The organism is Micromonospora sp. NPDC052213 (assembly GCF_040679695.1).
Taxonomy (GTDB): domain Bacteria; phylum Actinomycetota; class Actinomycetes; order Mycobacteriales; family Micromonosporaceae; genus Micromonospora.
In genome coordinates this window covers 13,427-33,900 of record NZ_JBFAVI010000067.1, presented here as the reverse complement: position 1 = coordinate 33,900, position 20,474 = coordinate 13,427, and the positions used below count along the sequence as shown (strand labels likewise).

The window sequence follows — 20,474 nt, the reverse complement described above, 5'->3', positions numbered from 1 at the left end:
ACGGTGTCGTCGGTGAACGCCCCGGCCACGGCGAGGACGACGACCGCGAGCACGACCAGGGCGGCGCACCGGGGTGGCCGGGCCCGCGTCCCGCTCGACGAGCGAGCGGTCGTCGACATCGTACGCGATGGTGCTGGTCACCCGGACCACGCCGCTGACCTGCCCGGCCAGCCGCCCCGCCAGCTCGACCGCGCTGCGCCGGTCCAGCCGGCCGTCGAGGGTCACCTCACCGTCGCGCACCTTGACGGTGACCAGGCCGTCCCGCACCGCGAGCACCCGGCGCAGCACCTCCTGCACCACGTCCTCGCGGATCTCCGCGTCCGTACGCAGGTGCACCCGCAGCAGGTCGCCCCGGGTGACGATGCCGACGAGCCGGCCCAGATCGTCGAGCACCGGCAGCCGCTTCACCGACTCCCGGTCCAGTTGCCGCGCGGCGGCGGAGATGGCCGCCTCCGGCCAGGTGGTCACCGGCGGCGCGGTCATCAGTTCGCGGGCCAGCAGCGCGTCGGCCTTCTCCCGGGCGCTGCGGCGCCGCCGCCCCTCGAAGATCCGCCGCTCGTCCGGGTGCCCGGCCCGCTCCACCTTGTGCAGCAGATCCGACTCGGACACGACGCCGAGCACCCGGCGGAACCCGTCCACCACGGGCACGCCGCTGATGCCCCGCCGGACCAGCGCGTCGACGATCTCGCGGTAGGGGGTCTCCTCCCCCACCGTCGCGACGTCCCGCGTCATCACGTCGCCCACCTGCCACGTCCTCATCACGACCTCCCTGCCGTTGGCACCTGCGACGGTATGGCCGCGACCGCCCGCCGGATCAGGGTCGCGGGACCGGGTCGGCACGGCCGGGTGGACCGGTGTGGAAGGGGCCCAAGGTCCCGGTCCGGCGGGGCCCGGTCGGCCCTGCCCGGCGGGTGTCGGCGGGTGTCCAATGGAGATGCCACCGGAAGCGCGGTGCGAGGTACACGAAGGGACGTGGAGACAATGACCGCGACCGAGCGGATCACCACCGGGACCATCGCCCCTGCGGCGCAGATCCGGCGCCCCGCCGAGACCACCCGGGAGCGTGCCACCCGGTACGTCTTCGCCGGCATCCGCATCGCCCTCGGCTGGACCTTCCTCTGGGCGTTCCTGGACAAGGTCTTCGGCCTGGGGCACGCCACCGAGGCGAAGAACGCCTGGATCAACGGCGGCAGCCCCACCAAGGGCTTCCTGACCTTCGGCGCGGCCGGCCCCTTCAAGGGCTTCTACAACGGCATCGCCGGGGCCGCCTGGGCGGACGTGCTCTTCATGACCGGCCTGGCCGCGATCGGCGTGGCGCTGCTGCTCGGCATCGGGATGCGCGTCGCCGCCGTCGCGGGCGTGGTGCTCTACGTGATGATGTGGACGGTCGTCCTGCCCCCCGAGAACAACCCCTTCCTCGACGACCACCTGCTCAACGCGGCCCTGCTGGTCGGTCTCGCGCTCGTCAACGCCGGCGCCACCCTGGGCCTGGGCGCGGCCTGGGCGAAGCTCCCCCTCGTCCGGCGGCTCCCCTGGCTCCGCTGACCTGGTCCGGCACCTCACCCCCAGCGGGCGTCACCACCGGTGACGCCCGCTGGTCCGTGCGTACGCCCGACTCGTCGCGCCCGGCCGCGTCCGGCTCTCCTGCCCGAGGGCGTCGAGGCTCGCGCATCGCCGACACGTCGACGCACGCGAACTCCTCCCGGGACCGCCGCGCGCCGACCGGTCGCCATCCGGCAGGATGGTGACCGGGACATCAGGACCGAAACGGCAGGAGACTCCCGTATGAACCAGGCAGCAGGCGCCCGCTCCGGCAAGCCCGAGGTGGGCCCGATCGAGGGCGCGCCGCCCGCCGATCTCGTCATCGAGGACATCACCGTCGGCGAGGGACCGGAGGCCCAGCCGGGGCAGCTGGCCGACGTCCACTACGTCGGGGTCGCGCACTCCACCGGCCGCGAGTTCGACTCCTCCTGGAACCGGGGCGAGACGTTCCAATTCGGGCTCGGCGCCGGGCAGGTCATCGCCGGCTGGGACCAGGGCGTGGTGGGCATGCGGGTCGGCGGCCGGCGCCGGCTGACCATCCCGCCGCACCTGGGCTACGGCAACCGGGGCGCCGGTGGCGTCATCAAGCCGGGCGAGACCCTGGTCTTCGTCGTCGACCTGGTCGGCGTCCGCTGAGCCGTTGAGCACGGGCCCGGGCCGACCCGCCCACGCGCGGTCGGCCCGGGCCGCACACGCACCCGATCGGCGGGGGCGGTCAGCAGGCGCACCCGATCGGCCGGGGGTGGTCAGCAGGCGACGAGCTCCCGGTCGGCGCACGAGTCGACGATCGGGATGACCCGGTGCAGGCCGGTGGCCCGCAACACCCGCGCGACCACCGGGTCGGGGTGCAGCAGCACCAACTCGCCGCCCCGGGCGCGGATGCGCAGGTGCGCGGCGACGAGCGCCCGCACCCCCGCGGCGGAGAGCACGCGGACGCCCGAGAGATCCAACCGGAGCACCGGCCGGGCGGGGGCCGCCCAGAGCGCGGAGCGGAACGCGGCGACCGTGGCGATGTCGACCTCGCCGACCGCCCGCACGTCCACCACGTAGTCGTCCACGCTGACCTCGACGTGGAACCTGTCCTCACGCTGCCCCATGCCGACGAATCTAGCCCCCACCACCGACATTTCCGCCCTGCCCAGTGACGGGATCCGGGTCCACCCAGGGTCACCCCCGAGGGCCTCCCTGATCCTCCTCAGGGAGGAGGAACGCACCACCGCGATGATCGGCGGGTGCCACACCGGCGGGCGAGAATGGGCCGATGGTCGCTCCTCCCCGTCCCCGCGCGCCGTGGCTGATCCGTCCCGTCCGTGAGCCCGCCACCCTCCCGCCCCCGCTCGACGGGCCGTGGGCCCCCACCGACCGCCGGCTCGACTCCGCCGTGCTGCTGCCCCTGCCCGACGGCGTCGCCGGCCCCGAGGACGTGGTCGTCGACCCGTCCGGGCGGGTGGTCAGCGGGACCGAGGACGGCCGGCTCTGGTGGTGGCCGGTGGACGCGCCGCCGGGCACCCGGCCCCGGCCGCTCGCCGAGACCGGCGGCCGACCGCTGGGCGTGGAGGTCGACCCGCTCGACGGCAGCCTCGTCGTGTGCGACGCGTACCGGGGGTTGCTGCGGGTGACCGGTGACGGGACGGTGCGGGAGTTGGGCGGGGTCGGCGCGAGGGCGCACCTGGCCGACAACGCCACGGTCGCCCGCGACGGCACCGTCTACTTCACTGACTCCTCCGACCGCTTTCCCGTCTCGCACTGGAAGCGGGACCTGCTGGAGCACCGGCCCAACGGGCGGGTGCTGGCGTACGACCCGCGCAGCGGGCGCACCGACGTCGTCTGCGCGGGGCTCTACTTCCCCAACGGGATCGCGCTCACCCCGGACGAGTCGGCGCTGATGCTGGTGGAGACCGCCACCCACCGGCTGGTGCGGGTCGCCCTGCCCGACGGGGCGGTCACCGTGCTGGCGGATCTGCCGGCGTACCCGGACAATCTGACGCCGGTCGGCGACGGGACGTACTGGATCGCGCTGCCCAGCCCCCGGGTGCCGCTCGTCGAACGGCTGCTGCCCCACCCGCGGCTGCGCCAGCTCGTCGCGGTGCTGCCGGCCGCCGTGCAGCCGAAGCCGCTGCGCTACGGCCTGGTCGCGCTGGTCGACGGCGAGGGGCGGGTGCTGCGGACCCTGCACGGGCCGCGCGGGAGCTACGACATGGTGACCGGCGTGCGCCAGCACGGCGAGCACCTCTGGCTGGGCAGCCTCACCGGCACCGGGATCGCGCGGGTGCCGCTGGCCTGAGCCACGGCGACACCGGCCGGACCACGTCCGGCACGACCGTGGACCGCGTCCGGCGGCACGACGAGACCCGGCCACGTCCGGTGACACGACGACGCCCCGCCGGCCTGGCAGGTCGGGGACCGGCCCGCCTGGCGGCGGACCGGTCCCCGGTGTGCGTACGGCCTGGTCAGCCGCCGCGGACGGACGGCGCCGGCACCGGCGAGCCCCCGGCCACGGCGCCCGGGTGCGGGGCCTGCGACGGGGCCGGCCGGAGCCCGGCCGGCACCGGCAGCGCGCTGCCCTTGGCGAACTCGTCCCAGCCGACGTTCCACGCGGTCCAGCCGTTGCCCTCGTTCAACCCGACCTCGGTGCCCTTGATGGTGACCAGGTCACCGACCTGCGTGACGCCCATCAGCCAGTCCGCGGCCTCGTTGGAGACGTTGGTGCAGCCGTGCGAGACGTTGGTGTTGCCCTGGTCCCCCACCGACCACGGCGCCGCGTGGATGAACTCACCGCCCCAGGTGAGGCGCTGGGCGTCCTCGACGTCGACCACGTAGGGGTCGGCCGAACCCCGGGTGTCGAACGTCGTCTGCTCGTGCTTCTCCATGATCACCATCTTGCCGCTGGAGGTCGGCGTGCTCGGCTTGCCCATGCTGACCGGGATCTTGCGGACGACCTTGCCGTCGCGCACCACGGACATCTGCTTGGTCGCGTTGTCGATCTCCAGAGCCACCTGCCGGCCGATCTTGGAAGTGGCGGTCCGGTCGGAGTCGCCGACCCGGTCCTTGCCGATCGGCAGGCCCTCCAGCCCGGCCCGGACGCTGATCGTGGTGCCCGGGCGCCAGAAATCGGGGGCCCGGTAATAGACCTGGCTGCCGTCGGACACCCACGACCAGGTGCCCGGCTGCGGCGGGTCGGTCTTCACGAACAACCGGCGCTGCACGTCCGCCCTGGCCTCTTTCGGAATGGGCGGGTCGAAGGCGACGGTCACCGGCATGGCGGTGCCGTACGTCCGGTTGCCGGCGAAATACAACGTGCTGGTGATTTCCGGCTTCGACGATTTCGGCATCGTGGTGAAGGTGGTCTTCCGGGTGGTGGTCTTCCCCGAGTCACCCGTGGCGGTCACCTCCGCGGTGTAGGTGCGCCGCGGCTGCAACGGCTTGCTCGGCACCCAGCCCGAGCCGTCCTCCCGGGGCTCCGCCTTGATCTCCGCGCCCTTGTCGTCGGTGATCCGGACCGACGTGACCCGTCCACCCTTGACGACGGTCCCCACCTCGGCGCTGACCGGCACCTCGCGGGCGCGGTCGGCGGGCGTCACGGCCAGCTCCGGGGCCGTCGCCCGCCCCTCGGCCGGCCCGGCACCCGGTTTGCGGTCGGCGGTGCACCCGCCGAGGGCCAACGGCGTGGCCGCGATGGTCACGGCCAGAACCGTCAGTCGCCGCCTCAACTTCATGATGCGTCCCCCCGTTAATTGGCGTCCTCCTCCGCCACATTCTCTCCATACCGCCCGGACGGGCGCGCAATTTTCGGCGAAAAGGGAAAAGCAATTATGGGGCGCATTTGCCGGACTGCGCGGAATGGGTCCGGGCGCCCCCGTTTCCGGGTCCGTCCGGGATCGCCCGGACCGGCACCGCCGGAGCCCGGCCATGCCGCCGCGTCCCGGTTGCGCCGCCCCGCGCCGTTCCCGCCCGACCCGCCCCCGGTGCCCCGCCCCGGCCTCGTGGCGGTGGCGACGGCCAACGGCCGGGCGGGCCTCGGCCACCCGCGTGACGCCGGCTCAGGTCCAGTCGTCGTCGCCGTGGTTGCGTTCCCACCGACCGCCGACCGGCGGGGTGTCCATGCGGATGGCGGAGTCGGCGTTGCCGGCGAGGTCGTTGTCCTCCACCCGGCAGTCCACGCAACTGCCCTCGCCGGTGATCCAGAGGCCGTGGTTCTGGGTGCTCGGGTTCTTGTTGTCCCAGATCCGGTTGCCCCGGATGGTGGCCGAGTCGACCGCCGCGTTGATCGTGATGCCGGCCCGCACCGGCGGGCCGGCCGGCAGCTCGTACGGCGATCCCGGCAGCGGCGTGCCCCCGCTCCACCCGCTGGAGGCGTCGGGGCGGATCGGCGCGAGCGTCAGCTCGCTGTCGTCGTTGGCCGCCACCATGGCGATCCTGTCGCCGACGCGCACCACCTTGCCCCGGTGACCGTCGTTCGGCCAGGTCGCCCGCCGGTCCACCACCTTCCGCTCGCTGTAGCGCACCGAGTCGCCGCGCCCGCTCATCGCCGGCGCGCACTGCCGCCCGTTGTTGCGGATCCGGTTGCCCACCACGATCATGTCGCGGAGCGGGCGGTCGATGCGGATGGCGTCGGCGCTGTTGCCGTAGAAGTCGTTGCTCTCGATGACGATCTCCTCGGCGATCTGCTCCTCCGCGCCGCCGAGGTTGCGCTGGTGGTAGCCGTACCGGCCGTTGCCGCTGATCCGGTTGCCGCGGATCGTGTACGGCCCGGGGGTGTTGCCGATGCTGACCCCGTCGCCCAGGTTGCCGTCGATCACGCAGTCCGTGAGGATGCCGGCCCGCCCGGCGGTGTGCGTGGTGCCCTTCGCCGAGACGTGGAAGCCCGCCTCCAGGTTGCCGGTCATCGTGCAGGCGGAGACGATCAGGCCGTTCGCGCCCCAGTCGGAGATGCCGAACCGGTTGCCCTGGGCGTGGCAGCCGATGATCCGCACCCCGCGCGGGCGCAGGTGGCTCGCCTCCTGCAACTCCAGGAAGATCCCGTTGGTCGCGTTGTCCACCGCGCTGCAGTTGACGATGTTGAACCGTTCCACGCTGCCCCAGCCGCCGATGCCGACGCCGACGCCCGCGCCGCCCATCTGGGTGCCGTTGTCCAGCCGCCCGCAGCCGACCACCAGCACCCCGTCGATCAGGCAGTCCTGGAGGAAGTCGCAGCCCAGGCCGGTGGCGGCGGTGTGGTGGATGTACAGGTTGCGGAACACACCCCGGACGACGTACTGCAGGCCGAGACCCTTGGCCAGCGGGTTGTAGTCCGCCGACGCCACGCCCGAACCGTCGATCTCGAAGTCGGCGAAGGTGCAGTCGGCCAGGTGACGGTCCGGGCCGGCCCCGTGCTGCCGCGCGGTGTGGAAGGCCAGCGGGGCCGGGTCGGCCCGGTTGCCGGCGTTGCTGAGCACGAAGCGGGTCGCCCCCGGGCCGGCGCCGATCAGCGACACCCCGGAGCGCCAGACCGTGCCCGAGTCCCGCATCGAGTACACCCCGGGCGGGCAGTAGATGATCCGGACCCGGCCGTCGGCGGCGTGCGCGTCGCCGAGGCGGTCCACCAGCGCCGCCAGGGCCGGCTGGTCGTTGGTCGCGCCGTCGCCCACCAGGCCGTGTTCCCGGGCGTCGCAGAGCAGCGGGGCACCGGCGACCGCGTAGCGGCGCACGCCGCCGGCGGAGGGCATGTCCGGGTACGCCACCTCGTCCTCCCCTCGGCGGGACAGCCAGGCCCGCATTCCCGGCTCGCCTTCGGGGAAACGCCCGCCGCGACGGCGACGGCCCCGGCGCCGCCGGGAGGCGGAACCGGGGCCGTCGCGGCGGGTCAGACGTTGGCGATCAGCAGCGCCGGCTGCTCGACGCAGTCGGCGACGTGCCGCAGGAAACCCCCCGCCACCCCGCCGTCGCAGACCCGGTGGTCGAAGGTCAGGCTGAGCTGGGTCACCTTTCGCACCGCGAGCTGCCCGTCCACCACCCACGGCTTGTCCACGATCCGCCCCACCCCGAGCAGCGCCGCCTCGGGGTGGTTGATGATCGGCGTGGAGCCGTCGACGCCGAAGACGCCGTAGTTGTTCAGCGTGAACGTGCCGCCGGTGAGCCGGGCCGGGGGCAGCGTGCCGGCCCGGGCCGCCGAGGTGGTCGCGGTCAGCTCGGCCGCCAGCTCGGCGGTGGTGAGCCGCTGCGCGTCCCGCAGCACCGGCACGACCAGCCCCCGGTCGGTCTGGGCGGCGATGCCCAGGTGCACCCCGGCCGACTGCACGATCCGCTCGCCCTCGGTGTCGACCCGGGCGTTGAGCTGCGGGTACTTGCGCAGGCCGGACAGGCAGATCCGGGCCAGCAGGGCCAGGATGCTCACCGTCGCGTCCGGGGTCGCCGCGTTGATCGCGGCCCGGGTCTCCAGCAGCCCCGTGGCGTCGGCGTCCACCCAGATGGTCACCTCGGGGATCTCCCGCCGGCTGCGGGAGAGCTTGTCGGCGATCGCCTTGCGGATGCCGGTCAGCGGGACGATCACGTCCGCCGCCTCGGGTACGGCCGACACGGCGGGCTGGTCCGGCACCGCCGCGAGCCGGGCGGCCGGCGACGACGCCTCGGCCACCGCGGCCTCCACGTCGGCGCGGCGCACCACCCCGCCCGGACCCGTGCCGCGCAGCGCGGCCAGGTCGAGGCCGTGCTCGCGGGCCAGCCGGCGCACGATCGGGGAGATGACCAGGGGCGCCGCGTCGCGCGGACGGTCCGCGGGCTCGGCGGCGGCCGGGCGGGGATCAACGGCGGCCGGGCGGGGGTCGGGGGCCGCCGCGAGGCGGGGCCGGCGACGCCGCCGCCCCGCGCCGCCGTGGCCGGTGCCGTACCCGATCAGGACGTTGCCGGAGCCGGCGCGCTCCTCCTCGCGGTAGGTGGCGTGCCCGGCGGGCTCGTCGCCGGCCCCGCCGTCGCCGTCCACCGGCGCGATGGTGACCAGCGGCTGGCCGACCGGGCGGACCTCACCCGCCGCGCCGTGCAGCGCGACGACCCGCCCGGCGTACGGGCAGGGCACGTCGACGACGGCCTTGGCGGTCTCCACCTCGACGACGGTCTGGTCCACCGTGACCACGTCGCCCACGGCGACCCGCCACTCGACGATCTCGGCCTCGCTCAGCCCCTCGCCCAGGTCGGGCAGGAGGAAGACCTGCGCCCCGTCCACGGTCGTCACGCCGCGCTCCCCCGGGTCAGCCAGCGCTCGTCCGGCTGGTCGTCCCACTGGAGCCGGGCCACCGTGTCGAGCACCCGGTCCACCGACGGCAGGTGGGTGTGCTCCAGCATCGGCGCCGGGTACGGGATGTCCAGCCCGGACACCCGCAGCACCGGGGCGTGCAGGGCGTGGAAGCAGCGCTCCTGCACGCGGGCGGCGATCTCCGCGCCGACCCCGGCGAAGCCCTGCGCCTCCTGGATCACCACGCACCGGCCGGTGCGCCGGACCGAGGCGGTGACGGTCTCGTCGTCGAACGGCACGATGCTGCGCACGTCCACGACCTCCAGGTCCCAGCCCTCCTCGCGGGCGGCCTCGGCGGCCTCCAGCGCCACCGGCACCGCCGGCCCGTACGCGACGAGGGTGGCGTCGCGGCCCGGGCGGCGCACGACCGCGCGGCCGATCGGCGCGGTGGTCGCGGGTAGCTCCGCGTCGGCGCTGGAGAAGTAGAGCTTCTTCGGCTCCATGAACACGACCGGGTCGGGGTCGTCGATCGCCTGGCGCAGCAGCGAGTACGCGTCCTCGACCGTCGCCGGGGTGACCACCTTCAGGCCGGGGGTGTGGGCGTAGTACGCCTCGCTGGAGTCGCAGTGGTGCTCGACCCCGCCGATGCCTCCGGCGTACGGCACCCGGATGACGATCGGCACGCTGAGCGCGCCACGGGTGCGGTTGCGCAGCTTCGCCACGTGCGAGGCGATCTGCTCGAACGCCGGGTACGCGAACGCGTCGAACTGCATCTCGACCACCGGGCGCAGCCCCGACATGGCCAGCCCGACGGCGAAGCCGACGATGCCGGCCTCGGCGAGCGGGGTGTCGAAGCAGCGCTTGTCACCGAAGCGGGCCTGGAGGCCGTCGGTGATCCGGAAGACGCCGCCGAGCGCCCCGACGTCCTCGCCGAAGACGAGCACCCGGTCGTCGTCGAGCATCGCGTCGGCGAGCGCGGCGTTGAGCGCCTTCGCCATGGTCAGGGCGGCCATCAGCGCTCACTCTCCTCGTCTGCGGCGGCGGCCAGCTCGGCGCGGACCTGCTCGCGCTGCTCGACCAGCTGCGGGGTGGGCTCGGCGTAGACGTGGTCGAAGAGGCTCATCGGGTCGACCGTCGGCTGCGCGTTCATCCGGGTGCGCAGGTCGGCGGCGTACGCCTCGGCCTCCTCGGCGATCGCGGCGACGCGCGCGTCGTCGAGCACGTCCCGCGCCCGCAGGTACGTCTCCAGGCGGGCGACCGGGTCCCGGTCCCGCCAGGCGTCGACCTCGGCGCCGTCGCGGTAGCGGGTGGCGTCGTCGGCGTTGGTGTGCGGCTCCATCCGGTAGGTGTGCGCCTCGACGAGGAACGGACCCTTGCCGGCGCGGGCGTGCGCGACCGCGCGGGTGAGCACCGCGAGGACGGCCACCGGGTCGTTGCCGTCGACCTGCTCGCTGGGCACGCCGTAGCCGACGCCCTTGTACGCCAGCGACGGGGCGGCGGTCTGCCGGGACAGCGGGACGCTGATGGCGTACTTGTTGTTCTGCACGAAGTAGACGACCGGCGCCTTGAACACGGCGGCGAAGTTCACGCCCTCGTGGAAGTCGCCCTCGCTGGTGGCGCCGTCGCCGATGAAGGCCAGCGCGACGGTGTCCCGCCCCTGGTACGCCTCGCCGTAGGCCAGCCCGGCGGCGTGCACGCACTGGGTCGCCAGCGGGGTGCACTGCGGGGCGGTGTGCCGGGCCGCGGGGTCGTACCCGCAGTGCCAGTCACCGCGCAGCAGGGTCAGCACCTCGACCGGGTCGATGCCCCGGGAGACCAGCGCCATCGACTCCCGGTAGGTCGGGAAGACCCAGTCGTCCTCGCGCAGGGCGAGGATCGCGCCGACCTGGCAGGCCTCCTGGCCGCGCGAGGACGGGTAGACCGCCAGCCGGCCCTGCTTGGTCAGGGCGGTGGCCTGGATGTCGAAGCGGCGGCCGATGACCATCCGCCGGTACATGTCGGCGAGCGCCTCGACGGGCGGCTCGGGGTAGTCGGCGTGGGCGGGCAGCGGCGTGCCGGCGGGATCGAGCAGGCGGACCGGATCGGTGGCCGGCAGCAGCGGCTTGGCCGGGTCGGGCGGGGTGGCCGCCCGACGCCTGCGCGGGGATGCCCTGCGGACCGCCTCGGGTGTGGTCGTCACGGCGGGACCTCCTGGGACGTGTGGTGGGCCTATGCTCCTGCCGTCGGATGATTGACTCAAGATCCATGACAAACGCGGGACGGATGGCATGCGGGAGGCATCGAGATGAGCCAGGAGTCCGGGCCGAGCGCGGAGTCGGCCGCCGGAACGGGACGTTCGGCCCGACCCCTCGACGGAGTCGACCGGCGGATCCTCGACGAACTGGTCCGCGACGGCCGCACCTCCGTGCGCACCCTCGCCGAGCGGATCCACATCTCCCGCACCAACGCGTACGCGCGGGTGGAGCGGCTGCTGCGCGACGGGGTGATCACCGGTTTCCGGGCCCAGGTCGCGCCCGAGGCGGCGGGGCTGGGCACCTCGGCGTACGTCGCGCTCAAGATCGAGCAGAACACCTGGCGGGAGGTGTCGGCGGAGCTGGCCCGGGTGCGCTACATCGAGCACGCCGCGCTGCTCGGCGGCGACCACGACGTGCTGGCCCTGGTCCGGGCGCCGGACAACGCCACGCTGCGGGACGTGGTGCTGGGCCGGGTGCAGAGCATCGCCGGGGTGCTGTCCACCCGCACCTGGCTGGTCTTCGACGAGTTCGACGGCGACCGCAGCCCGTGGGAGTGAGCCGCGCCGGGGCGGCCGGCAGGCGCACCGCTCCGGGGGCCGCCGGCCGGGCCCGCGGCGGCCCGCAGGCCCGGCGCTCCGGCCACGGTCCGCCGTGGCCGGCGGGCTCAGCGCTCCGGCGGGGCCTCCAGCCCCTCCCGGTCGGCCAACTCCAGCAGCGGGTCGAGCGAGAAGCGCCGGTCGTCGAGGCCCGCGTGCGGGTCGCCGCGCTCGGCGAACCGGGCCGGCATCGTGGTGACGTCGAAGTCCTCCGGCCGCGCGTCGTCCAGCTCCGACCAGTCCAGGGGCGCGGAGACCAGCGCCTGCGGGGTGGGGCGGATGGAGTACGCCGAGGCCATCGTGTGGTCCCGGGACATCTGGTTGTAGTCGACGAAGACCGGGCGGTCCCGCTGCTCCCGCCACCAGGTGGTGGTGACCAGCTCCGGCAGCCGGCGCTGCATCTCCCGGCCCAGCGCCAGCACCGCCCGCCGGCACTCGCCGAAGCTCCACCGGGGCTCGATCGACAGGTAGACGTGCAGGCCCCGCCCGCCTGTGGTCTTCGGATAGCCCGTCAGCCCCAACTCGTCGAGGAACGCGCGCACCTCGTGGGCCACCGGCACCACCTGGTCGAAGCCCACCCCCGGCATCGGGTCGAGGTCGATCCGGAGCTGGTCGGGCCGCTCGACGTCGGCGGCGGAGACCGGCCACGGGTGGAACCGCAGCGTGCCGAGGTTCGCCGCCCAGATCACCACCGCCAGCTCGCTCGGCGCGACCTCGTCGGCCGTACGCCCGCTCGGAAAGGTGATGTGGGCGGTGCGCACCCACTCGGGCGCCCCCGCCGGGAGCCGCTTCTGGTAGAAGGCGTCGCCCCGGTTGTCCTGCCGGGTGCCGATCTTCGCCCCCGGGAAGACGCCGCGCGGCCACCGCTCCAACATGGTCGGCCGGTCCCGCAGGGCGCGCAGGACGCCGTCGCCGACGGCCAGGAAATACCTCACCACGTCCAGCTTGGTCAGCCCCAACTCCGGGAAGTAGGGCTTGTCGGGGCTGGAGACGCGGACCAGCCGCTCCCCCACCTTGATCTCCTCGGCCGGCGTCGCCACGCCCCACACCGTAACCCGGCGGGCCGGTCGGCACGGCCCGTCGCGGTCCCCCGGCGAGCGCCTCCGACACGGCCGGCGGCCGTCGGGCCCGGTCTCAGGCGATCAGCATGATGCCCACGGCCATGAGTGGCAGACCGACGAACAGGAAGATCCCGATCCCGGTGAGCACCCGCCCCTCGCCGGCGGCCTCGCGCTCGGGCGCCACGCCGAAGGTGGCGCGCGCCCCCATCATGCCGATCCGGCTGAGGGTGAGGTCACCGGTGATGCCGAGCAGCCCACCGACCACCACGAGGGCGATGCCGAAGCGGTAGACGAAGTCGCCGCCGCCCAGGGCGACCCAGACACCGGCGGCGGCCGCGACCACGACGAGCGCGATCACGAACAGCACCAGTGCTTCCCGCAGACCCCTGACGACCGTCATCGGCGGCTCCATCCCGTGTGACCCGGATGGACATTCTGCCGGTCGGCGGCCGTCCGCGCTGCCCCGTGCGCCGGGCATACGCGAGGTGGCCGGGCGGCCCGTCTCCGGCCGCCCAGCCACCTCGGGCCGAACTCAGCTCATCTCCTCCTGGAGGCGTGACATGAGCATCTTCTTGCCCTGCTCACCCGCCTTGCGGTTGTTCTCCTGCATCTTGCGGAACCAGGTGGCCAGTTCCGTGTCGCCCCGCGAATCCGCGTCGGCGATGTAGGTGTCCAGTTTCCAGATGTGCTGCAACGACATCTGCAGGACGTGGATCAGGTCGTAGTTCTGGTCCTTGACCGGGCTGATCATTTCCTTGGTCATGGTCGCCACGGACGTACCTCCCCATCTCGCTCTCGCTGTTCGGTGGCAGCAGCGCTTACCCGGCCCGGTCCCGTTCACGCCCGGCGGCGGGGCTACGATGCCGGGCGGAGGGGGGCGTTCGTGCGCGGACGGACGGGGTACGCGTCGCTGGTGCTGGCGCTCGTCGCCGCCGGCTGCGGGGGCGAGCCACCGCCCACCGCCGCCGCCGACGTCACCGGTGTCTGGTGCGGCCCGGAACGGGACGTGCTCACCCTCGACGCGGCCGGCGGGTTCACCGTCACCGACGTCTCCGCCTCGCTGATCGACGAGGTTCTGCACGACGAGGACTTCGTGCCGGGCTACCGGCGGGAGAACGAGCACGCGGGCGCGGTGCCGGCGCACGGCGCCGGCCGGTGGCGCGTCGTCGTGGACCGCGGCGACATGTTCCAGGCCCGGCGCGACCACGTGGTGCTCGACTGGGCGACCTTCGAGTCGGTCAAGGTGGACGAGGACCTGGAGCTGACGCTCGCCGGGGAGGGCGCGGGCCTGGTGCTCGGCATCGAGCGCGTCGAGTCGGGCTTCACCACCCTCTTCGCCCGCTGCCCGGCCGCCTGAGCGTCCCGCCGCCCGCCGCCAGGGCGGGGGGCGGAGGGTCGGTTATCCGGGGCGGGCCCCGGGTAGGGGTTGCCGCATGGCGGAACTGGCAGCGCTCTGGATCGTCCGGCACGGCGAGAGCACGGCGAACGTGGCGGCCACCGCGGCCGAGGCGTCCGGGGCCGAGCTGATCGACCTGACCCACCGGGACGCGGACGTGCCGCTGAGTCCGACCGGGGAGGCGCAGGCCCGGGCCACCGCGCGCTGGTTGGCCGGGCTGCCCGAGGCCCGCCGGCCCGACATCGCGGTGGTGTCGCCGTACCTGCGGGCCGTGCGGACCGCCGAGTTGGCCCTGGCCGGCACCGGGATCCCGCTCACCAGAGACGAGCGGCTGCGCGACCGGGAACTCGGCATCCTGGACGGGTTGACCGGGCACGGGGCGCGCCGGCGCCACCCGGAGGAGGCGGCGCGCCGGGACCGGCTCGGCAAGTTCTACTACCGGCCGCCGGGCGGCGAGTCCTGGACGGACGTGGCGCTGCGCCTGCGCGCCCTCCTCGGCGACCTGCGCCGCGACCACGAGGGCCGGCGGGCGCTGCTGTTCGGCCACGACGCCCTGGTCTTCTTGACGCGTTACCTGGTGGAGGGGCTCACCGAGGCGGAGCTGATGGCGCTGACCCGGGAGCACGTCATCGCCAACTGCTCGATCACCGGCTGGTCCGCCGGGGCCGACGGCCGGCTGAGCCCGGACGTGTTCAACGACGTCGGCCACCTGCGGGCCCAGGGCGCCCGGCCGACCAGGGAGGACGAGGTCCATGCCGAACCGGTCTGACACGCTCGTGATCACCCCCAAGCTGCTACGGGACTGGGCGCTGCCGGTGCCGACCGGGGGCAAGGAGGCCCGGGGCACGGTGCTGGTGGTCGGCGGCTCCCGGTTCACCCCCGGGGCGGTGCTGCTCGCCGGCGTGGCCGCGCTGCGGGCCGGGGCCGGGGTGCTCCAGCTCGCCGCCGCCGAGTCCACCGCCGCCGCGCTGAGCATCCAGGTGCCCGAGGCGCTGGTGGTGGGCCTGCCCGAGACCGCCGACGGCGCGGTAGCGGGCGGGCCCGGCGAGCTGCTGGGCGACCTGGTGGCCGAGGCGGACGTGGTCGCCCTCGGCCCCGGCCTGAAGGACATCGACGAGACGGCGGCGCTGCTGCGCCTGGTGCTCGACGCGGCCGCCCGGGAGACGGCGCTGGTGCTCGACGCGTACGCCCTGGGTGCGCTCAGCCACGCCCCGGACCTGCTGGTCGGGTCCGGACGGCCGGTGGTGCTCACCCCCAACCTCACCGAGGCGCGGCACCTGCTGGGCCGGGACCCCGGCGACGACCTGGACGCCGAGGCCATCGAGCTGGCCGGCCGGTACGACGCCGTGGTCTCGCTCTACGGCCACGTCTCCACACCCGACAGGCGGAGCTGGCGGGAGGAGAGCGGCGACGCGGGGCTCGGCACGTCCGGCAGCGGGGACGTCCGCGCCGGACTGCTGGCCGGGCTGCTGTCCCGGGGCGCCGAGCCGGCGCAGGCCGCGTGCTGGGCGGCGTTCGCCCACGCGGTGAGCGGCCAGCGGCTGGTGCCACGGTTCGGCCGGATCGGGTTCCTCGCCCGGGAGCTGCTCGACGAGATTCCCCACACCCTCGCCACCGTCTGACACTTCCTGTCTGACCGAACGGATGTGTGTAACGCCACATTCAGCTCCTAGGCTGGTCCATCGGAGACGGGCGTCCCGCCCGGCTCCCGCCGGCCGCACCCCCGCCAGGGGGCGCACCCGGCTGGAAACATCCCCTGGGAGTCTGTGTGAAGAACCTCCGTCGCAAGACACTGGCTGCCGCGTCCGCCGTGACGCTCGGTGTCGGCCTCGCCGTCACCGGCGGGCTGGCACCGGCGGCGTCGGCCGCCGGCCCGGACACCACGTTCCTGGTGCTCGCCCCGCAGGGCGCCAAGACCGACAAGGCGGCCGCCCGCGTGGCCGCCGCCAAGGGCACCGTGGTGGCCAGCTACGACCAGATCGGCGTGCTCGTCGTCCGCTCGACCAACCCCGACTTCGTCACGGACGTGGCGGGCGCGGGTGTCGACTCGGTGGCGTCCACCGCCGGCCTGGGCACCGCCCTCGAGGAGGGCGAGACCATCGAGGTCTCCGCGGCCGTGGCGGCGGCGAACACCACCGCCGACCCGACCAAGGAACCCATGTTCGGTCAGCAGTGGGACATGCCGATGATCGACGTCCCGCAGGCCCACGCCGTCAACGCCGGCAGCGCCGACGTGGTGGTGGGCGTGCTGGACAGCGGCATCTCCTCCAGCCACCCCGACCTGGCCAGCCAGATCGCGAAGGACAAGAGCGCGTCCTGCGTCGGGGGTGTCGCGGACACCACCGAGTCCGCCTGGAACCCGACCACCTCCGACCACGGCACGCACGTGGCCGGCACCATCGCCGCCGCCGTGAACGGCGTCGGGGTGACCGGTGTCGCCCCGGGCGTCAAGGTGGCTGCCGTCAAGGTGGTCAACGACGACCAGTTCATCTACCCCGAGGCCGCGCTCTGCGGCTTCATGTGGGCGGCCGACCACGGCATGCGGGTCACCAACAACAGCTACTTCATCGACCCGTGGGAGCTGAACTGCCGCAACGACGCGCGCCAGCGCCCGGTGTGGCAGGCCGTGCAGCGGGCCATCCGCTACTCGCAGAGCAAGGGCGTGCTCCACGTCGCGTCGGCGGGCAACTCGAACTGGGACCTGGCGCACAAGAACTACAGCAGCGACCGGCCCAACGACGGCAGCTACCCGGACGAGTCCGGCGAGTTCAACAGCGCCTGCCTCGTCCTGCCGGGCGAGGCGCCGGGCGTGGTGACCGTCTCGGCGGTCGCCCCGACCGGCAAGAAGAGCTACTACTCGTCGTACGGCCTGGGCGTCGTGGACGTCACCGCACCGGGCGGTGACACCCGGTTCCGCACCAACGGCGTCAGCCCGACCCCGACCGACGGCATCCTGTCGACCACCTTCAACACGGCGACGAAGACCAACGGCTGGGGTTACAAGCAGGGCACGTCGATGTCGAGCCCCCACGCGGCCGGCGTCGCGGCGCTGGCCCTGTCGGCCCACCCCGGCATGACGCCGGGCCAGCTGGCGTCCTTCCTCGAGCGGACCGCCGAGTCGGTCCCCTGTGAGGAGGGCGTCTGGGAGCCGCGGCCGGGCTTCCCGGCCACCTGCACCGGGGGCGAGCGCAACTCGTTCTACGGCGCGGGCATGGTCAACGCGTACAACGTGGTGAAGTAGCAGTACGGCACGACCCGTGGTGGGGCCCGGCGGTGATCCGCCGGGCCCCACCCGTTTTCGCTGCTCACGGCCGGGGTACGGGAGGGGCGTCCGACGAGCCGAGGAGGTCAACGGTGTCCACCGATGCCATCGTCCTGTTGAAAGAGGACCACAAGGAGATGCGCCGTCTGTTCAAGGCGTTCCAGGATGCCGAGGAGGGACCGGCCGCGCGGCGGCAGAAGCTGGTGAGCCAGATCCTGGAGGCCCTCACGGTGCACACCTACCTGGAGAACGAGGTGATGTACCCGGAGGTCCGCAAGCTCCTGCCCGACCTGGAGGACGACATCCTCGAGTCGTACGAGGAGCACCACGTCGCCGACGTGCTCTGCGCCGAACTGTTCGCCATGGACGCCGACGACGAGCGCTTCAACGCCAAGACCACGGTGCTGATCGAGAACGTCCTGCACCACGTCGAGGAGGAGGAGCAGGAGTGGTTCCCGAAGGTGCGCGAGGCGCTCGGCCGTAAGCAGCTCCAGGAGATCGGCGAGCGGATGGTCGAGCTGCGCGCGGACGCACCGCGCACACCGACCGACCCGAAGGCGATCAAGAAGTCGCTGGACGCCGTGACGGCCTGAGCCGACCGCCTCCGACGGGCCCCGGTGCGCCGGGGCCCGTCGTCACGCCGGGGGCGCGGGCAGGATCCGCCGCAGCGCCGGCGGTACGGCCCGGGACCGCCACTCCCTCGGGTAGCCCACCGACACCTCCTCGAACCGCACCCCGTCGTGCCAGGTGGTGCGGGGGATGTGCAGGTGGCCGTAGACCACCGCGGCGGCGTCGAAGCGCAGGTGCCAGTCGGCGGTGGCCTCGGTGCCGCACCACTGGGCGAAGATCGGATAGCGCAGGATCCGGGTCGGCTCGCGCAGCAGCGGCCAGTGGTTGACCAGCACGGTCGGCAGCCCCGGCTCCCGCGCGGCGAGCCGGCGGGCGGTCTCGGCGACCCGGGCGGCGGACCACGCCGACCGGCTCGGGTACGGGTCGGGGTGCAGCAGGAACTCGTCGGTGCAGACGATCCCCGTCCGGTACGCCTCGGCCAGCGCCGCCTCCGGGGTGTCGAACCCCTCCGGGCGCCAGCTGTGGTCGTAGAGCAGGAACAGCGGCGCCACCAGCACCGGCCCGCCCGGCCCCCGCCACACCGGGTACGGATCCTCGGGGGTCAGCACGCCGAGGCGCCGGCACACGTCGACGAGGTGCTGGTAGCGCGCCACCCCGCGCAGCGCCACCGGGTCGGCCGGCGGGGTCCACAGCTCGTGGTTGCCCGGCGCCCAGACCACCCGCGCGAAGCGGTCGCCGAGCAGCCCGAGGGCCCACTCGACGTCGGCCACGGTGTCGCCGACGTCCCCGGCGACGATCAGCCAGTCGTCCGGCGACCCCGGGCGCAGCCCCTCCACCACCGCCCGGTTGCCCGGGTGCCCCACGTGCAGGTCGCTGATGGCGAGCAGGCTGCCGCCCCCGCCGTCCTCCCCTGCCATGACCGCGATCCTATGCGCGGCCGGGGACGACCGCGAACCGCGCGGGCCGCGCGCCGGTCGATGCACCACCGCACAGGTGCGGCGGTCCCCAGGTGGGCCGGGGCGCGCCCGGGCGACCCGGTAGGATCGGCGGTGGGCCGTGACTGGCGCGTGGGGATGGAGAACCATCGGGAAGCGGTCCCGTCATGAGGACGCATGCCGAGCGCCTGGGCCTTCCGCACGTCACTGGAGGTCGCATGTCGCCGAACGCCGAATCCACCGCCTTCCGCAGCGCCCTCGAGGTGATCCGCGCCGTCGAGCCGCGGGTGGCCGACGCCATCGGCGCCGAGCTCGCCGACCAGCGCGAGTCGCTCAAGCTCATCGCCAGCGAGAACTACGCCTCCCCGGCCACCCTGCTGGCCATGGGCAACTGGTTCAGCGACAAGTACGCCGAGGGCACGGTCGGCCGCCGCTTCTACGCCGGCTGCCAGAACGTGGACACCGTCGAGGCGCTCGCCGCCGAGCACGCCCGGGAGCTGTTCGGCGCGGCCCACGCGTACGTGCAGCCGCACTCCGGCATCGACGCCAACCTGGTCGCGTTCTGGGCGATCCTGGCCGACCGGGTGGAGTCCCCGGCGCTGAGGAAGGCCCAGGTGCGGCAGGTCAACGACCTCACCGAGGCCGACTGGTTCGCGCTGCGCCGGGAGCTGGGCAACCAGCGGATGCTCGGCATGTCCCTGGACGCCGGCGGCCACCTCACCCACGGTTTCCGCCCGAACATCTCCGGCAAGATGTTCGACCAGCGCAGCTACGGCACCGACCCGGCCACCGGGCTGGTCGACTACGACAAGGTCGCCGAGGCGGCCCGCGAGTTCAAGCCGCTGATCCTGGTCGCCGGCTACTCGGCGTACCCCCGGAAGGTCAACTTCCGGATCATGCGGGAGATCGCCGACTCGGTCGGCGCCACCTTCATGGTCGACATGGCGCACTTCGCCGGCCTGGTCGCCGGCAAGGTCTTCACCGGCGACTTCGACCCGGTGCCGCACGCGCACATCGTCACCACCACCACGCACAAGTCGCTGCGCGGCCCGCGCGGCGGCATGGTGCTCTGCCAGCCCGAGCTGGCCGACCAGGTCGACCGGGGCTGCCCGATGGTGCTCGGCGGCCCGCTGCCGCACGTGATGGCCGCCAAGGCCGTCGCCCTGGCCGAGGCCCGCCGCCCCGACTTCGCCGACTACGCCCAGCGGATCGTCGCCAACGCCCAGGCCCTCGCCGAGGGGCTGCTGCGCCGGGGTGGCAAGCTGGTCACCGGCGGCACCGACAACCACTTGGTGCTCATCGACGTCACCGGCTACGGGCTGACCGGCCGGCAGGCCGAGCAGGCCCTGCTCGACTCGGGCATCGTCACCAACCGCAACTCCGTCCCGCAGGACCCGAACGGCGCCTGGTACACCTCCGGCATCCGCATCGGCACCCCGGCGCTGACCACCCGGGGGCTGGGCCCGGCGCAGATGGACGAGACGGCCGAGCTGATCCACACCGTGCTCAGCCAGACCCGGCCGGGCGCGAACCCGGACGGCACCCCGTCCAAGGCCAAGTACGTCCTCGACCCGGCCGTCGCCGACCGGGTCGGCAAGCAGGCCAGCGACCTGCTCACGGGCTTCCCGCTCTACCCGGCCGTCGACCTCGGCTGACCCGGGCACCCGCCCC

21 protein-coding genes and 1 riboswitch are annotated in these 20,474 nt (G+C 73.9%); of the genes, 10 read left to right on the top strand and 11 right to left on the bottom strand.

Features of this window, described 5'->3' with window-relative positions:
- Positions 1–759 (bottom strand): CBS domain-containing protein (locus AB0L34_RS17960; RefSeq protein WP_363705524.1); only part of this gene is annotated, 759 nt, incomplete at its 3' end.
- Between the two features lie 213 nt (positions 760–972).
- Here AB0L34_RS17960 and AB0L34_RS17955 point away from each other — a divergent pair.
- Together AB0L34_RS17955 and AB0L34_RS17950 are read left to right on the top strand one after the other, a co-directional pair.
- A complete protein-coding gene (locus AB0L34_RS17955) occupies positions 973–1,545 on the top strand; it encodes a hypothetical protein (protein WP_357462032.1) in 573 nt (190 codons plus the stop codon).
- Positions 1,546–1,785: 240 nt separating this feature from the next.
- Positions 1,786–2,178, top strand: coding sequence for an FKBP-type peptidyl-prolyl cis-trans isomerase (locus tag AB0L34_RS17950; protein ID WP_350707573.1), 393 nt, complete (start codon positions 1,786–1,788; stop codon positions 2,176–2,178).
- A gap of 110 nt (positions 2,179–2,288) precedes the next feature.
- On the opposite strand, the gene AB0L34_RS17945 is transcribed toward AB0L34_RS17950, so the two are convergent.
- Positions 2,289–2,639, bottom strand: a complete 351-nt coding sequence (locus AB0L34_RS17945; protein WP_363705523.1) for an STAS domain-containing protein — start codon at positions 2,637–2,639, stop codon at positions 2,289–2,291.
- Between the two features lie 164 nt (positions 2,640–2,803).
- Between AB0L34_RS17945 and AB0L34_RS17940 the strand changes: the two genes are divergently transcribed.
- Positions 2,804–3,826: an SMP-30/gluconolactonase/LRE family protein gene (locus AB0L34_RS17940; protein ID WP_363705522.1), complete on the top strand. Its 1,023-nt coding sequence runs from the start codon at positions 2,804–2,806 to the stop codon at positions 3,824–3,826.
- 166 nt (positions 3,827–3,992) lie between these two features.
- Here the strand turns inward: AB0L34_RS17940 and AB0L34_RS17935 are convergent, their stop codons facing one another.
- The 5 genes from AB0L34_RS17935 to pdhA all read right to left on the bottom strand — a co-directional run bounded on the left by AB0L34_RS17935 (position 3,993) and on the right by pdhA (position 10,928).
- Positions 3,993–5,258: an Ig-like domain-containing protein gene (locus AB0L34_RS17935; protein ID WP_357462029.1), complete on the bottom strand. Its 1,266-nt coding sequence runs from the start codon at positions 5,256–5,258 to the stop codon at positions 3,993–3,995.
- A gap of 324 nt (positions 5,259–5,582) precedes the next feature.
- On the bottom strand, positions 5,583–7,247 hold the full coding sequence (locus tag AB0L34_RS17930; protein WP_363705526.1) for a right-handed parallel beta-helix repeat-containing protein: 1,665 nt from the start codon (positions 7,245–7,247) through the stop codon (positions 5,583–5,585).
- A gap of 137 nt (positions 7,248–7,384) precedes the next feature.
- Complete coding sequence (locus tag AB0L34_RS17925) at positions 7,385–8,749, bottom strand: dihydrolipoamide acetyltransferase family protein (protein ID WP_363705521.1); 1,365 nt, start codon at positions 8,747–8,749, stop codon at positions 7,385–7,387.
- The gene (locus AB0L34_RS17920; protein ID WP_363705520.1) at positions 8,746–9,762 is read right to left on the bottom strand and encodes an alpha-ketoacid dehydrogenase subunit beta; all 1,017 of its coding nucleotides are present in this window, start codon (positions 9,760–9,762) and stop codon (positions 8,746–8,748) included. The genes AB0L34_RS17925 and AB0L34_RS17920 overlap by 4 nt, the downstream gene beginning before the upstream one ends.
- Positions 9,762–10,928: a pyruvate dehydrogenase (acetyl-transferring) E1 component subunit alpha gene (gene pdhA / locus AB0L34_RS17915; protein ID WP_363705519.1), complete on the bottom strand. Its 1,167-nt coding sequence runs from the start codon at positions 10,926–10,928 to the stop codon at positions 9,762–9,764. The genes AB0L34_RS17920 and pdhA overlap by 1 nt, the downstream gene beginning before the upstream one ends.
- 105 nt (positions 10,929–11,033) lie before the next feature.
- Between pdhA and AB0L34_RS17910 the strand changes: the two genes are divergently transcribed.
- On the top strand, positions 11,034–11,540 hold the full coding sequence (locus tag AB0L34_RS17910) for an Lrp/AsnC family transcriptional regulator (protein ID WP_357462025.1): 507 nt from the start codon (positions 11,034–11,036) through the stop codon (positions 11,538–11,540).
- 107 nt (positions 11,541–11,647) lie between these two features.
- Here the strand turns inward: AB0L34_RS17910 and AB0L34_RS17905 are convergent, their stop codons facing one another.
- From AB0L34_RS17905 to AB0L34_RS17895, 3 genes are all read right to left on the bottom strand, one after another.
- Entirely contained in the window at positions 11,648–12,619 is a 972-nt protein-coding gene (locus AB0L34_RS17905; protein WP_363705518.1) for a DNA primase small subunit domain-containing protein, read from the bottom strand.
- 94 nt (positions 12,620–12,713) lie between these two features.
- The gene (locus AB0L34_RS17900; RefSeq protein ID WP_350707556.1) at positions 12,714–13,040 is read right to left on the bottom strand and encodes a hypothetical protein; all 327 of its coding nucleotides are present in this window, start codon (positions 13,038–13,040) and stop codon (positions 12,714–12,716) included.
- Positions 13,041–13,172: 132 nt separating this feature from the next.
- The gene (locus tag AB0L34_RS17895; protein WP_350707668.1) at positions 13,173–13,403 is read right to left on the bottom strand and encodes a hypothetical protein; all 231 of its coding nucleotides are present in this window, start codon (positions 13,401–13,403) and stop codon (positions 13,173–13,175) included.
- Positions 13,404–13,523: 120 nt separating this feature from the next.
- Between AB0L34_RS17895 and AB0L34_RS17890 the strand changes: the two genes are divergently transcribed.
- The 5 genes from AB0L34_RS17890 to AB0L34_RS17870 all read left to right on the top strand — a co-directional run bounded on the left by AB0L34_RS17890 (position 13,524) and on the right by AB0L34_RS17870 (position 17,891).
- On the top strand, positions 13,524–13,997 hold the full coding sequence (locus tag AB0L34_RS17890) for a hypothetical protein (RefSeq protein WP_363705517.1): 474 nt from the start codon (positions 13,524–13,526) through the stop codon (positions 13,995–13,997).
- A 76-nt stretch (positions 13,998–14,073) separates the two neighbouring features.
- Positions 14,074–14,805, top strand: coding sequence for a histidine phosphatase family protein (locus AB0L34_RS17885; protein ID WP_363705516.1), 732 nt, complete (start codon positions 14,074–14,076; stop codon positions 14,803–14,805).
- Entirely contained in the window at positions 14,789–15,658 is an 870-nt protein-coding gene (locus tag AB0L34_RS17880) for an NAD(P)H-hydrate dehydratase (protein ID WP_363705515.1), read from the top strand. Before AB0L34_RS17885 ends, AB0L34_RS17880 begins: the two co-directional genes overlap by 17 nt.
- A gap of 146 nt (positions 15,659–15,804) precedes the next feature.
- Entirely contained in the window at positions 15,805–17,277 is a 1,473-nt protein-coding gene (locus tag AB0L34_RS17875) for a S8 family serine peptidase (protein WP_363705514.1), read from the top strand.
- 113 nt (positions 17,278–17,390) lie between these two features.
- A complete protein-coding gene (locus AB0L34_RS17870) occupies positions 17,391–17,891 on the top strand; it encodes a hemerythrin domain-containing protein (RefSeq protein WP_363705513.1) in 501 nt (166 codons plus the stop codon).
- Positions 17,892–17,933: 42 nt separating this feature from the next.
- Here the strand turns inward: AB0L34_RS17870 and AB0L34_RS17865 are convergent, their stop codons facing one another.
- Positions 17,934–18,785 (bottom strand): metallophosphoesterase, encoded by an 852-nt coding sequence (locus tag AB0L34_RS17865; RefSeq protein ID WP_363705512.1) that lies wholly within the window; start codon positions 18,783–18,785, stop codon positions 17,934–17,936.
- Between the two features lie 129 nt (positions 18,786–18,914).
- A riboswitch (ZMP/ZTP riboswitch) is annotated at positions 18,915–19,004 on the top strand.
- 17 nt (positions 19,005–19,021) lie between these two features.
- Between AB0L34_RS17865 and AB0L34_RS17860 the strand changes: the two genes are divergently transcribed.
- Entirely contained in the window at positions 19,022–20,458 is a 1,437-nt protein-coding gene (locus AB0L34_RS17860) for a glycine hydroxymethyltransferase (protein ID WP_363705511.1), read from the top strand.
- Positions 20,459–20,474 lie beyond the last annotated feature (16 nt).

What these genes read in the sequence shown, in the direction of transcription:
- AB0L34_RS17940 (WP_363705522.1), top strand. Translation starts at nt 2,804, where the DNA reads ATGGTCGCTCCTCCCCGTCCCCGCGCGCCGTGGCTGATCCGTCCCGTC.
- AB0L34_RS17950 (WP_350707573.1), top strand. Translation starts at nt 1,786, where the DNA reads ATGAACCAGGCAGCAGGCGCCCGCTCCGGCAAGCCCGAGGTGGGCCCG.
- AB0L34_RS17930 (WP_363705526.1), bottom strand. Translation starts at nt 7,247, where the DNA reads ATGCCCTCCGCCGGCGGCGTGCGCCGCTACGCGGTCGCCGGTGCCCCG.
- AB0L34_RS17910 (WP_357462025.1), top strand. Translation starts at nt 11,034, where the DNA reads ATGAGCCAGGAGTCCGGGCCGAGCGCGGAGTCGGCCGCCGGAACGGGA.
- AB0L34_RS17945 (WP_363705523.1), bottom strand. Translation starts at nt 2,639, where the DNA reads ATGGGGCAGCGTGAGGACAGGTTCCACGTCGAGGTCAGCGTGGACGAC.
- AB0L34_RS17920 (WP_363705520.1), bottom strand. Translation starts at nt 9,762, where the DNA reads ATGGCCGCCCTGACCATGGCGAAGGCGCTCAACGCCGCGCTCGCCGAC.
- AB0L34_RS17865 (WP_363705512.1), bottom strand. Translation starts at nt 18,785, where the DNA reads ATGGCAGGGGAGGACGGCGGGGGCGGCAGCCTGCTCGCCATCAGCGAC.
- AB0L34_RS17935 (WP_357462029.1), bottom strand. Translation starts at nt 5,258, where the DNA reads ATGAAGTTGAGGCGGCGACTGACGGTTCTGGCCGTGACCATCGCGGCC.
- AB0L34_RS17880 (WP_363705515.1), top strand. Translation starts at nt 14,789, where the DNA reads ATGCCGAACCGGTCTGACACGCTCGTGATCACCCCCAAGCTGCTACGG.
- AB0L34_RS17885 (WP_363705516.1), top strand. Translation starts at nt 14,074, where the DNA reads ATGGCGGAACTGGCAGCGCTCTGGATCGTCCGGCACGGCGAGAGCACG.
- AB0L34_RS17895 (WP_350707668.1), bottom strand. Translation starts at nt 13,403, where the DNA reads ATGACCAAGGAAATGATCAGCCCGGTCAAGGACCAGAACTACGACCTG.
- AB0L34_RS17860 (WP_363705511.1), top strand. Translation starts at nt 19,022, where the DNA reads ATGTCGCCGAACGCCGAATCCACCGCCTTCCGCAGCGCCCTCGAGGTG.
- AB0L34_RS17900 (WP_350707556.1), bottom strand. Translation starts at nt 13,040, where the DNA reads ATGACGGTCGTCAGGGGTCTGCGGGAAGCACTGGTGCTGTTCGTGATC.